The sequence below is a fragment of the Hyphomicrobium nitrativorans NL23 genome (genome assembly GCF_000503895.1).
Classification (GTDB): Bacteria; Pseudomonadota; Alphaproteobacteria; order Rhizobiales; family Hyphomicrobiaceae; genus Hyphomicrobium_C; species Hyphomicrobium_C nitrativorans.
Window position 1 is genome coordinate 606159 of the sequence record NC_022997.1, and the last position, 11848, is coordinate 618006.

Below are 11848 nucleotides of genomic sequence, written 5' to 3' on the forward strand. Positions count from 1 at the left end.
TCGCCGTCCGATGCTGCTTCTCCGCTCACTCCTCTTCGCCTTGGCGTTCTACGTGACGACGGCGCTGTTTCTCGTGCTCGGCTCGTGGCTGCTGTTGGGCCCGCGGCGCTGGGCCATGGAGGGGCTGCGCATCCATGGGCTGGTTTCGGTGTGGCTGCTGCGCGTCATCGCGGGCACCAAACTTGAGGTGCGCGGCCAGCATCATGTGCCGAAGGGCGCGTGTCTCGTCGTCTCGAAGCACCAGTCGGCGTGGGATACGTTCGGGCTCGTGCCGCTGTTTCGCGATCCCGCCATCGTGCTCAAGGACGAGCTCAAGTGGATTCCGTTCTACGGCTGGTTCTGCGTGAAGTTCGAACACATCCTGGTCAAGCGCGACAGGGCGGCGGTGGCGCTCAAGACGATGATCGCGGATGCGCGCGACAGGGCCGAGCAGGGCCGGGAGATCGTCATTTTCCCCGAAGGCACGCGCCGGGCGCCCGGCGCGCCGCCCGACTATAAGCCGGGATATGTGGCGCTGTACGAGGGGCTCGGGCTTCCCTGCGTGCCGCTCGCGCTCAATTCCGGCGTGTTCTGGCCGCGCCGGAGCCTGATGCGATATCCGGGCACGATCGTCGTGGAATTTTTGGAGCCGATTCCGGCCGGGCTGCCGCGGAAGGAATTCCGCGAGATTTTGGAGGCGCGTCTCGAAGCGGCGGCGCAGCGCCTCGTCGAGGAAGGCCAACAAAGCCGGGTCCGCAATTGACCAGTTGACGTATGTGGCCCTTTACGGTATGTTGGTTCTCAGATGGAGGGAGCCGACATGGCAAAGCCGATCACGATCATTGAGTTCATGAAGATGTTTCCGGACGACGACGCTTGCTTGGAGCACCTGTTCCACGCGCGGTTCGGCATGGACCACCAATGCTCACGCTGCGGCGAGACTGGAAAGTGGAAGAAGCTCTCAAAGCAGCCTGCTTACACCTGCCAGTGTGGCAACCACGTCCACCCCATGGTCGGGACCCCGTTCCACAAGTCGCATACGCCACTCCAGAAGTGGTTCTATGCGATGTACCTGTTCACGACGACGCGCCACGGCGTTCCCGCCAAGGAACTCCAGCGCCAGCTTTCCGTGAACTACAAGACCGCGTGGCGCATGGGGCACGAAATCCGGAAGTATCTCGCCGCCGTCGATGGCGACACGCCGCTGTCCGGCCATGTCGAAGCTGACGAGACGTACCTTGGCGGCCGGGAGAAAGCGCGCAAGGGCCAAAGCCGCCTCACCAACAAGGCCATTGTGGTTGGAATGGTAGAACGCAATGGCGACGTCATTACCCGCGTCGTCCCGGACACGTCTCGCAATTCCCTTGAGGTCACGGTAACGGAGAACGTCTTGCCAGGGTCACGGATTTCGACCGACGAGCACAAAGGCTATTCTGACCTCAACAAGTGCGGTTTCCAGCACGAGACGGTCCACCACAAGAGCAAGGAATACGTGCGCGGCGACGTGCATACGAACACGATTGAGGGTTTCTGGGCGATGATTAAGCGCTCGATCCGTGGCACGCACATCCACGTCTCGAAAGACCACCTGCCTAAGTACCTCGGCGAGTTCGAGTTCCGGTGGAACCTGCGGCACCATCCCGAGGTGATGTTTCCTCTCCTTCTAAAGCGCCTTGGCTCATAAGCTGAAGGATCTTCAGGAAGCGTTCGCGGTCGGCTTCTGCGGGGTGTTCCTCGCAGAAGCGTTGGAAGTCTCCGCTCTCGCGGGCCTCTTCAAGGCTGAGGTATTTGCCGCGTGACATCTCTATTCCTCACCTTCTCGATCTCGGCGATCCGCGAAGTAGACTTCATTCTTGGCTCTGAACTTTGGAATATCTGACCAATCCAAGGACATTGCTTGCGCCTTGCTGACCTTAAGGTCTCGGTAGACCGGGAGCCCGGAATTCAAGTCCGGTGATGTATGAGGCGCGGCGCCCGCAATCGGGTCATCACTGAGAAACAGATAGGTGAATTGTGCCCGCTGCCAATAGGTCTTGGAGATCTTGTCTGGGGCCGGTCGCACCGGGTTTCCCACAAGATCCTCGACCCACTCGTCGTCTCTGACGGGGCGCCCCCAACAACGCAGTCGCCCAAGGGCCATATGATCCCGCACGACTTGGCCAACAGCAAGCCATCGCGGCTCGTCCATGACATCGGTATCAAGATAAAAAAATAGGTCTCTAATGGTCATGTCCGGACCGTCAGCATGTTGATTTTGCGCTGGTCCCGAAGTGGGCTTCTTCGTTCCAAAGAGCCACAACCGGATCTTCGGCCACCGAGACAAAAACGCCCACACGCCGATAGCCATGAGCAGAGAAAGAGCCCAATAGATTACCTGTACAGCTTCCGGGCTTGGGGAGGTCATGAGTAGCTCCCCCAAGACCTGCTCTGGCTGCCACCCCTTCCATCGGCAGAGCGCAAGGAAGATCTGGCCCACGATAACGCCAATAATAGGCTTGAGGACGTAATCAACCGCGACCTTGAGCATGCGCCCGCCCCTCTTCCGACTCGGCCATTCTGCCGTCGGAGGGAGGAATACGCTACATATCTAAACTGGTCAAATGCGGCCGGGTCACATAAGAACAAAATCGGAACATTTGTTGACGTCGGTGGGCTGAGCTCCTATATTTTGGGGGTGTACGGCGAGGCTCCGATGACAGACGCCCCCATGTTCCTGGCCCCGATCTCAGCGGAGATCTGGCGGCGCAAGTATCGGTTCGACGGTGAGACCCGGCTCGGGACGGTTGCGGGCGACGCGACGTTGTCCGACACGTTCCGGCGCGTGGCGCGGGCTGCGGCCTCGGTTGAGAAGGGCGGCAAGCGCGTCCGTGCGCGGTGGGAGCAGCGCTTCTATGACGCGATGGCCGATTTCGGCTTTGTGCCCGCCGGGCGCATCCTGGCAGGGGCTGGGACGGACCGGGACGTTACGCTTTTCAATTGCTTCGTCATGGGCCGTATCGACGACGACCTCGGCGGCATTTTCGAAAACGTGAAGGAAGCCGCCCTCACGATGCAGCAGGGCGGCGGCATCGGTCACGATTTCTCGACGCTGAGGCCGAACGGTGCGCTGGTGCGCAGCATCGGCGCGGATGCATCGGGTCCTGTGAGTTTCATGGACGTGTGGGACGCGATGTGCCGCACGATCATGTCAGCAGGCGCGCGGCGCGGGGCGATGATGGGTACGCTCCGCTGCGATCATCCCGATATCGAAGCGTTCGTGGATGCCAAGAGCGATCCGGAGAAACTCAGGAACTTCAATCTCTCGGTCTTGGTCACGGACGCATTCATTGCGGCGGTCCGCGAGGACGCGCCGTGGGATCTCGTGTTCGAGGGCCGTGTGTTCCGCACGGTGCGGGCGCGCGATCTGTGGGCACGGATCATGCGGGCGGCTTACGACTATGCCGAGCCCGGCGTGATCTTCATCGACCGCGTCAACGCGATGAACAACCTTGCCTACTGCGAGGAGATCCGCGCGACGAACCCGTGCGGCGAGCAGCCGCTGCCGCCCTATGGCGCGTGCCTGCTCGGCTCGATCAATCTCGCGCAACTCGTGTCGGCGCCGTTTTCGGATGCGGCGAAGATCGATGCGGAGACGCTCGAAGAGCGGGTGCGGATCGCTGTACGCTTCCTCGACAACGTGATCGATCTTTCGGGGTATCCCCTGCCAGCGCAGGCGGCGGAAGCGCGCGCGAAGCGGCGGATCGGGCTCGGTGTCACCGGGCTTGCGGATGCGCTGATCGCGATGGGCGTGCGCTACGGGACGCCGGAAGCGGAGGCATTGGCCGAGACGTGGATGGGCGCGATCGAGCGCGCGGCCTATCTCGCGAGTGCGGATCTCGCAGCGGAGAAAGGCGCGTTTCCGCTCTATGATGCGGAGCGTTTCCTTGCGACGCCGAACCTTAAGCGTTTGCCGTCTGAGGTGCGCGACGCCATCCGCCGCCACGGCATCCGCAACGGGTGCCTCACGTCCATCGCGCCCACAGGCACCATCTCGTTGTTTGCGGGCAACGTGTCGTCGGGCGTCGAGCCGGTGTTCGACTTCCGCTACACCCGGCGTGTGCTGGAGAAGGACGGGTCCCACCGGATGGAAGAGGTGGAAGACCTCGCGTATGCGCGCTACCGCAAGCAGGCAGGCACGGATGCGCCGCTCAGCCCTGCGTTTGTCACCACGTCCGAGCTTTCGCCGCGCGAGCATCTCGTGATGCAGGCCGCGCTGCAGCGGCATGTCGACAGCTCGATCTCGAAAACGATCAACTGCCCCGCCGATATATCCTTCGAGGATTTCGAGAGCATTTATCTCGATGCCTTCGATCTCGGTCTCAAAGGGTGCACCGTTTATCGCCCGAACGAGATCAGGGGGGCCGTGCTGTCGGCCGCTCCGGCAGTTTCGGCCGCCGAGGATCGGCCTCCGGACAACGGCGAAGGTGGGGGTGGCGACGTCGTGACGGTCTCCCAGGCGTCGCCGTCTCCGGCGGAGCGTCACGGCGATGTCGTCTACATGTCGCGGCCGCTCGACCGCGATCCTGTGCTGGCGGGGTTTACCTACAAGATCAAGTGGCCGGAGAGCGATCATGCGATCTACGTCACGATCAACGACATCGAGCGCAACGGACCCGTTGGTGGCGTGGCTCCGCCACGACGCCGTCCGTTCGAGATTTTCATCAACACACGCAATCTCGAACACTACGCCTGGACCGTCGCGCTGACACGGATGATCAGTGCCGTGTTCCGCCGCGGCGGCGACGTGACGTTTGTGGCCGACGAACTCAAGGCTGTGTTCGATCCGCAGGGCGGGCGCTGGATCGGCGGGCGGTATGTGCCGAGCCTGCTCGCGGCCATCGGCGATGTGATCGAGGCGCATATGCGCCGCATCGGTTTTCTCAAGTCGGGCGATGAGGAGGCTGCGGTACCCGTGGCGGAGATCGCCACGCTTGGCGGGCGGGACGAGGCGCCGGAGGGGCGCAGTCCGAAGGGGCAGATGTTGGGGCTGGCCGGCGGGCGGAGCTGTCCGAAGTGTGCCGCTCAAGCCTACGTCAAGGAAGGGGGGTGCTGGACGTGCCGCGCGTGCGGATTTTCGCGATGTAGCTGATCGCGGCGTGCTTTTCACCACCTCCGACCTTCGGCAAAAAGTGAAGAGGCCATGGCGCGCTTGGCTGCGGCGGATCGATGGGGCGTCTGGTTAACGCCCTGCCTCTTCTTGCTTCAGGGGGATACATCCGGCCGCGATTGGGATCCTCTGCCGCGGCTTGCCGCCCGAAATGCCCAAAAATGACTGAGATCAAGCCATATTTCGGCTGGAAACGATCAGCACTCTCAGGATCGTTCAGTGGCGTCAAAGGGCCGGTCGTCGGCAAGGATGAGTTTCATGGGAGCGCGTGTCATTCAACTCGCAGAGGTCAGAGCCCGCCGCTCGAATCCGACTCCTGTCACCCCCCTGGGCGGCGACATCGGCCACGCCGACCGTTTCCATTTCTGGAGCGGTGCCTCGGGTCAGCGCTACGTTCATTCCGTCTACAGCCTGCTCGAATGCCCGGAAGTACCCGTCGCGAATTTCCTGCTCGTGCGCCGTGACGGGTCGGGTCATCGCGAGGTGCTCGCCATCGGCCGGCTCCGGCATGGTTCGTCTTCGCTCAATCTCGCGGAAATCCGTTTGCGTGGGGCGCGGCTCGGCGCGAACGAGGTTCATGTGCATTTGTTGGCGCCGTCCGCCGAGGAGCGCCGTGCCGTCGAACTCGACTTGCGGGCTGGCCAGGCCGACCGCGCCGACGATACGCGGATCGCGGCGACGCGCCATTAGATCCATTCCTTGCAGCGCTTTTCGATCGCGTCGGATTGTCCAATCCGGCGCGATTTTTGTTTGTGCTCACGTGAGTAAGCTGCGCATCGCCCATAGGCCCGCGAACAAGCCGACGAGGGAGAGCGCGACGCTCGCTGCCACGTAGACCGCGGCAAGGCCCGTCTCGCCGCGTTCGATCAATAGGGCGGTGTCCATCGAGAAAGCCGAAAACGTCGTGAAGCCGCCGAGCAGGCCCGTTGCAAGAAACAGGCGTACTTCCGCAGGCGCTTCGCCGCGGAAGGCGAGCCAACCGGCCAGCAGGCCCATAAGACTCGATCCCAACACGTTGATGGCGAGGATGCCGTAGGGGAACCCGGTTCCCATGAGGCCGGTGATCGCGGTGTTCATGACATGACGCAGGAGGCCGCCGAGGCCCGCGCCGATGAAGACAATCACGGACGTGTTCATAGAGATCTCCGCATCGTTTCGTCGTCCCTGTTCAGAGCCCGGCCAGCTTGGCGCGATAGCCGAAGCGATTGTCGCGCACGGTGCGCGGTCGGCGTGTCGGCTTCTCGGCCCAGGCGCGCGCAAGCGCAACGGATCGGGGTGCGTTGCTGTGTGCGCCGGCCTGCCGGGTGCGTCCCGTGCCCGTGAGTGCGATAAGCCGTTCGAGCCTCGGCTCGCGGATGCCGAGATCCAACAGGTGACCGCGTGTGCTCAGGAGATAGTCGAGGTTCGTTCCGCCCTGGCCGATGGATCGGCGGATCAAGAGGGCTTCGCGCGCAAGCGGCAGGCACCCCGCATAGGCCGGGTGGCAGCGCTCGGCGATGTAGGCGGTGGCCCAGACGGTTCTCGGCGGCTCGCTTTCCGTGTGAGCGAGAGCGATAGGCACGAGCGCTTCGCGATAGACGCCGTAGATCAGTTCCCGGGCGCGAAGGTAGGCGAGGGTGGCTCTACGCGCTTCGGGCGCAATGCGGAACGCGATCCCTTCGCAGGCGCCGCCGCGGTCGAGGCCGAGGACGAGGCCGGGGCGGCGTTCTGTGCCGCGGTAGTGAATCGAATAGACGCAGAATGCGCGATGGAAGCCGGTGAGCTTGGCGCGGCGGGACTCGGCAAAAGGGAAGCCCGGGCTCCACATGAGAGAGCCGTAGCCGAAGATCCATGTTTCGGCCGGTTCGACGGACATGGCCGCGCGGGTCTCCTCGGCGTTACTTCACGTCTGTCGGTGACGTGGCTGCGGCCCCTCGGCCGAAATCGGGCGCCGGCGTATCCTGTCCGGCTTCGATGATGCCGCGACGCACGGCGCGCGCTTCCGTGAACAGGCGGTGAAGCGTTTCGCCCTCGCCGAAGCGGATGGCACGCTGAAGTGCCGTCAGATCTTCGGTGAAGCGGCCGAGCATATCGAGCACCGCCTCTTTGTTGTTCAGGAAAATGTCACGCCACATGACGGGGTCGGAGGCGGCGATGCGGGTGAAGTCGCGAAAGCCGCCAGCCGAGAACTTGATCACCTCGCTGTCGGTCACGCGCTCCAGATTGGCGGCGGTGTTGACGATGTTGTAGGCGATGAGGTGGGGGACGTGGCTGGTGATGGCGAGCACGAGATCGTGATGCTCGGGCGCCATGATCTCGACCTTGGAGCCGAGAGCTTCCCAGAACGCTTTCAACTTCTCGACGGCTGCGCCATCCGTGTGCGGCTCCGGGGTGAGGATGCACCAGCGGCCGTCGAACAGTTCCGCGAATCCCGCTTCGGGGCCGGATTGCTCTGTACCGGCGATGGGGTGGCCGGGCACGAAATGGACGCCGTCCGGCACGTGCGGGGCGACGTCGCGGACGATGGCCGCCTTGACGGAGCCGACGTCGGTGAGAATGGCGCCGGGTTTCAGATGGCGCGAGATTTCCTTGGCGATGGGGCCGCAGAGGCCGACCGGCGTGCAGAGGATGACGAGGTCCGCATCCTCGGCCGCTTCCGCCGCCGTGATGAAGCCTTGATCGATGAGACCGAGCCGCATGGCCGTTTCGAGCGTGGCGGGCGTGCGCGCGGAGCCGACGATGGAACCCACGACGCCTGCGCGGCGCGCTGCGTGGCTGATCGAGGAGCCGATGAGGCCGATGCCGATCAGCGCGATACGCTCGAACATCGGAGCCGTGGGGTTGGACTTCGTCATCCGGCGGCTCCAACGAACGTGGCGAGCGCTTCCTGGACCTTGCGGTTCTCGTCCGCGGTGCCGACGGTGAGACGCAGGGCGCCGGGGAGGCCGTAGCCTCCGACGCGGCGCAGGATGATGCCGCGCGATTTCAGGAAGGCGTCGCACGCGGCGGCGTCGCGTCCGGGGGCGGCGGGGAAGTGGATGAGCAGGAAGTTCGCAACGCTTGGCGTCACCGGCAGGCCGAGTTTCTCGATCTCTGCCGTCAGCCAGGCGCGCCATTCCTCGTTGTGGGCGACGGCGGCTTCGACGTGGCTCCAGTCGCCAATCGCGGCGGCGCCGGCCGCGATGGAGGGCGTGGAGAGATTGAACGGGCCGCGGATACGGTTCAGAGCGTCGGCGACGGCAGCAGGGCAGTAGGCCCAGCCGATGCGCAGCCCTGCGAGGCCGAAGATTTTCGAGAACGTGCGCGTCATCACCGTGTTTTCGGTGGTGGCGACAAGTTCGAGGCCCGCTTCGTAATCGTTGCGGCGCACGTATTCGGCATAGGCCGCGTCGAGCACGAGCAGCGCCTCGTCCGGCAGGCCGGCGCGGAGGCGGCGCACCTCGTCGATCGGCAGGTAGGTGCCGGTCGGATTGTTGGGATTGGCGAGAAACACCACGCGGGTGCGCGGCGTGACGTGAGCGAGGATCGCGTCGACGTCGGCGGTGAGATTTTTTTCCGGCACCACGACGGGCGTCGCGCCGGCGGCCAGCACCACGATGCGGTACAGCAGGAAGCCGTGCTCGGTGAAGAGCCCCTCGTCGCCGGGGCCGAGGTAGGCGTGCGCGATGAGGCTGATCAGCTCGTCGGACCCCGCACCGCAGACGATGCGGTTGGCATCCAGGCCGAAGCGGCGCGCAATGGCCTGGCGAAGCTCGGTAGCCTGGCCGTCCGGGTAGCGTTCGAGGTCGGCCCCGGCGATGCGGAATGCTTCGACGGCCTGCGGGCTCGGCCCGAGGGGGGTCTCGTTCGAGGAGAGCTTGATGGGCTTTACGCCGCCCGGAACGTGCGCTTCGCCCGGCACGTACGCTTCGATGTCGAGAACACCGGGACGGGGTTTCGGGGCGACGGCCATGGGCGGATTTCCAGCGAGGCGATGAGGATGCGCCCAGCCGGCTGGCTCGGCGCGGGCCCCGTGATACCGAGCGCGCCGGGAAAGCGCAAAGGATTAAGCGGCGCAGCGTGGCGGCGGGGCGGAGCGCGAACGAGAGACACGGCAGGACGATCGAGGTGGCGAGAACGCTTCGTGCGCCGGTGGCGGATCCGCCCGGTTAACTACTTTTAAGTGTAATTGCACAATCCTCAATCCAAGGTTGCGTTCTCCTTATCGTGAAAAAGATCAATTGGAAGATTGGGGAGTTGTGCAATTGGGCACTTTCTCGGGCGCCGCTTTGCGGCTTTTGCTGGCGGCATGGTACCTCGTTTTGGCGCTCAATACCGAAGTTTTCGCCGATCGAATTGGCGGAAGCAGCCTTCCATCGCCGACACCCGCGCTCAAAGGCAGAATTGTCGAAGGGGAGGGCGCGACGTCCGTCGTTGTCGTGAGCACTGCGGCCGGGTGGTCGTCGAATGCCGGTCCGACGTTTTTCGAAACGCCGAGTTCGTTCGTCGATCGTGGCGTTGGCTATGCGCAGGTGATGCAGACGCCGCTCGGCGCCGTCGATTTCAACGTTACGCTGGCAGACCGGCGGTACTTCGCCTTTACGGATGCGGACGAGCGTTCGGGGCAGGCGAACCTCGCGCTTACGCGTGATTGGGAGGGACAGCAGACGCTGCTCGCGTTCGCAGCCGGTACGAGCCGGGACATCGAAGAGCGCCTCACTATGGCGAGTCTTTCGCTTACGCATACATGGAATGGCGAAACCGTCCGGCCGTTTGTGCAGGCGGAGACGGCCGTGCTCGATTTCCACGACCTGCCCGGCGAGTTTGAACCGTTTGCGAACCAGGACGATCGAGATCGGATCTCGTCGCGGGCGCAAGCGGGGCTGCGCCTTACGATCACCGAGCATCTCTCGGTCGAGGTTGGCGGGGGCGTCGACACCAAGCGCTATCTCGAAAAGCATGACGACTTCGGCGTCCAGCGCGACAGCGTTTCGCTGTTCCCGCTTGTGGGGCTCGCGTTCGCGACGGAGATGGCGTCGTTGCGCGCGGTTTATATGCCTTTTCGGCGTGTTTTCGAGGACGATCTGTTCGAAAGCACTTGGACGCATGGGTATGCGGTGGATGCCGAAGTGAAGTTCTCAAACGCCCTCAAGGCGATTGCGTCTGCGCGGCACGGGTTCGAGGAGACGGATTTTCTGATCGCGAGCGCGGCGTACGAAACGGTTTTGGTGGCAGGAGTGATGCTGACGCCCGCGTGGGGGACCTTGTCGCTCGCCGTGTCGGAGACGCGTCGCGATTACGACGGATTGCATCTTCTCGACATCATGCGGGCGGATCGAAAGCGGGAGGTGGCGTTGAGCGGAGAGGTGCCGCTTTGGGATGCCGTCTCGCTGACCGGACGCGTCAGCTACATGGATTTCGAGAGCACTCTCGGGGAAGGCGGTTTCTTCGGGGAGATCGCGACGGATGTGCTGACGGTATCGCTTGGGCTGACTTACGTGATGGCGCAATAAGGGACGTGCCAATGGCGGGGACGCGCTGTCGCGGGCCCGCCCCCGCCAAGGGGATCAGCGGCCGCCGATGCCGAGCCCGAGGCCCAGCCCGAGACCGACGCCGGCTTTCACCTTGGCGATGTTGAGAACGTTGAGCTTGGTGCCGACCTGGGCTGCCGCACCGGCGCCCACGCCGAGCACCGGCCCGCCGCGGCTGTGATTGTGGCCGTGTCCGTGGCCACCGCCGTGCTTGCCGCGAGCGTCTGCGGGGGAGGAGATCGCGAAGGCCAAAGCAGCAGCAAGTGCAAAGCAAGCAAATTTCATGACAAAGCTCCTTGGGTTTCCAATGAATGATCAACTCAGGTTCGCCGGGTTGGCTGAAAAATTTATATATCGCGACAAAATGATGCGCAAAGAAATGGCCATTTCTTCGTAAAACGGCGAAATGATTATTTGGCGATCTTCAGATGTGTAATCTTTATCTTTTTTACGAAGGCCGGGCATGCAAGGAGACAAATGAAAAGCCGCGGACCTTGCGGGCCGCGGCTCGGAAATCGAAGCAGGACGCTCGTGCGTCTACTGCATGTAGGGGCTGTCCCCGCCGCGCGGATTGGCCGGCGACGAGAAGAAGAAACCGCTGTCGAAGGGGCCATTGCGGGTCTGGGCCTGGATCGTGGGATCCGTGAACTTCCGCGTGTCGATGCTCTCCGGCACGCTGTAGGAGTATCCGCCGCGGCGAGGCGACGGGCGCACCACGCCGCGAAGAGCCTGGTTTTTGGCTTTGGACTTTGCCTGCTGGGCCGTTGCCGGTTCAGGCATCGAGACCGATGTCAGCAGAGCGGCGGCGGCTGCCGCGAGCGAGAGGAGAATGAGCTTTTTCATGACGCTAACCTAGCCCAGGTTGGGGGTGCATGTCGATCAGGGGGGCGTGCTTTCAGTATCCGGTGTGTCTTTCGGACCCGCCGACAGCATCCCGAGCTTTCGCCCGCAGGCTCGGGCTTGGCGTCAGAATCGACGCAACGTGATTGATGTGAGGTTAATGCGTGACGGCGGCTGGCGTTCCGTCGCTGCGCCGGCCCTTGACCCTGGCGGGAAACGTCCGATATTCAGGGCTCGATTTCGATCGTGGTGATTTGGCCGGCCGGCTTGCAGCCACGTTAAACAAGTCGCTAAATGGGCCGTCGCACATCCGGACACATCGGTTGGGCTCGGCCGCCTCGGCAGAGCGACGAAGCCGGCTTTTCGAGCGTCCGCCGCGCGGGCGGGGTCGGGA

13 protein-coding genes and 1 riboswitch are annotated in these 11848 nt (G+C 63.6%); of the genes, 6 read left to right on the top strand and 7 right to left on the bottom strand.

The annotated features are described in order from the left end of the window. Positions 1-10 precede the first annotated feature (10 nt). Genes W911_RS02800 through W911_RS18860 form a run of 3 tightly spaced genes read left to right on the top strand, consistent with a single transcriptional unit; the run spans position 11 to position 1778 of the window. Positions 11-742, top strand: coding sequence for a lysophospholipid acyltransferase family protein (locus W911_RS02800; RefSeq protein ID WP_023785993.1), 732 nt, complete (start codon positions 11-13; stop codon positions 740-742). Between the two features lie 57 nt (positions 743-799). Further along, positions 800-1663 carry an IS1595 family transposase gene (locus tag W911_RS02805; RefSeq protein ID WP_023785994.1) on the top strand — a complete coding sequence of 288 codons (864 nt, stop codon included), beginning with the start codon at positions 800-802 and terminating at the stop codon, positions 1661-1663. Beyond that, positions 1653-1778, top strand: coding sequence for a hypothetical protein (locus W911_RS18860; RefSeq protein WP_023785995.1), 126 nt, complete (start codon positions 1653-1655; stop codon positions 1776-1778). The genes W911_RS02805 and W911_RS18860 overlap by 11 nt, the downstream gene beginning before the upstream one ends. Before the next feature lie 5 nt (positions 1779-1783). On the opposite strand, the gene W911_RS02810 is transcribed toward W911_RS18860, so the two are convergent. Next, positions 1784-2506 carry a hypothetical protein gene (locus W911_RS02810; RefSeq protein ID WP_023785996.1) on the bottom strand — a complete coding sequence of 241 codons (723 nt, stop codon included), beginning with the start codon at positions 2504-2506 and terminating at the stop codon, positions 1784-1786. A gap of 165 nt (positions 2507-2671) precedes the next feature. Here W911_RS02810 and W911_RS02815 point away from each other — a divergent pair, with 165 nt between their 5' ends. Continuing rightward, positions 2672-5107 (top strand): adenosylcobalamin-dependent ribonucleoside-diphosphate reductase, encoded by a 2436-nt coding sequence (locus tag W911_RS02815; RefSeq protein WP_023785997.1) that lies wholly within the window; start codon positions 2672-2674, stop codon positions 5105-5107. Between the two features lie 276 nt (positions 5108-5383). After that, positions 5384-5815, top strand: coding sequence for a hypothetical protein (locus W911_RS02820; RefSeq protein ID WP_023785998.1), 432 nt, complete (start codon positions 5384-5386; stop codon positions 5813-5815). A 66-nt stretch (positions 5816-5881) separates the two neighbouring features. Here W911_RS02820 and crcB read toward each other — a convergent pair whose 3' ends face one another. Genes crcB through hisC form a run of 4 tightly spaced genes read right to left on the bottom strand, consistent with a single transcriptional unit; the run spans position 5882 to position 9056 of the window. Further along, positions 5882-6262, bottom strand: a complete 381-nt coding sequence (gene crcB, locus W911_RS02825) for a fluoride efflux transporter CrcB (protein ID WP_023785999.1) — start codon at positions 6260-6262, stop codon at positions 5882-5884. A gap of 31 nt (positions 6263-6293) precedes the next feature. Further along, a complete protein-coding gene (locus W911_RS02830; RefSeq protein ID WP_023786000.1) occupies positions 6294-6980 on the bottom strand; it encodes a gamma-glutamylcyclotransferase in 687 nt (228 codons plus the stop codon). Between the two features lie 22 nt (positions 6981-7002). Beyond that, positions 7003-7959: a prephenate/arogenate dehydrogenase family protein gene (locus W911_RS02835; RefSeq protein WP_023786001.1), complete on the bottom strand. Its 957-nt coding sequence runs from the start codon at positions 7957-7959 to the stop codon at positions 7003-7005. After that, positions 7956-9056 (bottom strand): histidinol-phosphate transaminase, encoded by a 1101-nt coding sequence (gene hisC / locus W911_RS02840; protein WP_023786002.1) that lies wholly within the window; start codon positions 9054-9056, stop codon positions 7956-7958. Before hisC ends, W911_RS02835 begins: the two co-directional genes overlap by 4 nt. A gap of 286 nt (positions 9057-9342) precedes the next feature. Between hisC and W911_RS02845 the strand changes: the two genes are divergently transcribed. Next, complete coding sequence (locus tag W911_RS02845) at positions 9343-10596, top strand: porin family protein (RefSeq protein ID WP_144083488.1); 1254 nt, start codon at positions 9343-9345, stop codon at positions 10594-10596. A gap of 54 nt (positions 10597-10650) precedes the next feature. Here the strand turns inward: W911_RS02845 and W911_RS02850 are convergent, their stop codons facing one another. Then, positions 10651-10899, bottom strand: a complete 249-nt coding sequence (locus tag W911_RS02850) for a hypothetical protein (RefSeq protein ID WP_023786004.1) — start codon at positions 10897-10899, stop codon at positions 10651-10653. A gap of 252 nt (positions 10900-11151) precedes the next feature. Next, positions 11152-11457 (bottom strand): hypothetical protein, encoded by a 306-nt coding sequence (locus W911_RS02855; RefSeq protein WP_023786006.1) that lies wholly within the window; start codon positions 11455-11457, stop codon positions 11152-11154. A gap of 233 nt (positions 11458-11690) precedes the next feature. After that, a riboswitch (SAM riboswitch) is annotated at positions 11691-11769 on the top strand. Positions 11770-11848 lie beyond the last annotated feature (79 nt).

Bases quoted from the DNA above. Each gene is read 5' to 3' on its own strand.
- W911_RS02800 (WP_023785993.1), top strand. From the start codon at position 11: ATGCTGCTTCTCCGCTCACTCCTCTTCGCCTTGGCGTTCTACGTGACG.
- W911_RS02805 (WP_023785994.1), top strand. From the start codon at position 800: ATGGCAAAGCCGATCACGATCATTGAGTTCATGAAGATGTTTCCGGAC.
- W911_RS02810 (WP_023785996.1), bottom strand. From the start codon at position 2,506: ATGCTCAAGGTCGCGGTTGATTACGTCCTCAAGCCTATTATTGGCGTT.
- W911_RS02815 (WP_023785997.1), top strand. From the start codon at position 2,672: ATGACAGACGCCCCCATGTTCCTGGCCCCGATCTCAGCGGAGATCTGG.
- W911_RS02820 (WP_023785998.1), top strand. From the start codon at position 5,384: ATGGGAGCGCGTGTCATTCAACTCGCAGAGGTCAGAGCCCGCCGCTCG.
- crcB (WP_023785999.1), bottom strand. From the start codon at position 6,262: ATGAACACGTCCGTGATTGTCTTCATCGGCGCGGGCCTCGGCGGCCTC.
- W911_RS02830 (WP_023786000.1), bottom strand. From the start codon at position 6,980: ATGTCCGTCGAACCGGCCGAAACATGGATCTTCGGCTACGGCTCTCTC.
- W911_RS02835 (WP_023786001.1), bottom strand. From the start codon at position 7,959: ATGACGAAGTCCAACCCCACGGCTCCGATGTTCGAGCGTATCGCGCTG.
- hisC (WP_023786002.1), bottom strand. From the start codon at position 9,056: ATGGCCGTCGCCCCGAAACCCCGTCCCGGTGTTCTCGACATCGAAGCG.
- W911_RS02850 (WP_023786004.1), bottom strand. From the start codon at position 10,899: ATGAAATTTGCTTGCTTTGCACTTGCTGCTGCTTTGGCCTTCGCGATC.
- W911_RS02855 (WP_023786006.1), bottom strand. From the start codon at position 11,457: ATGAAAAAGCTCATTCTCCTCTCGCTCGCGGCAGCCGCCGCCGCTCTG.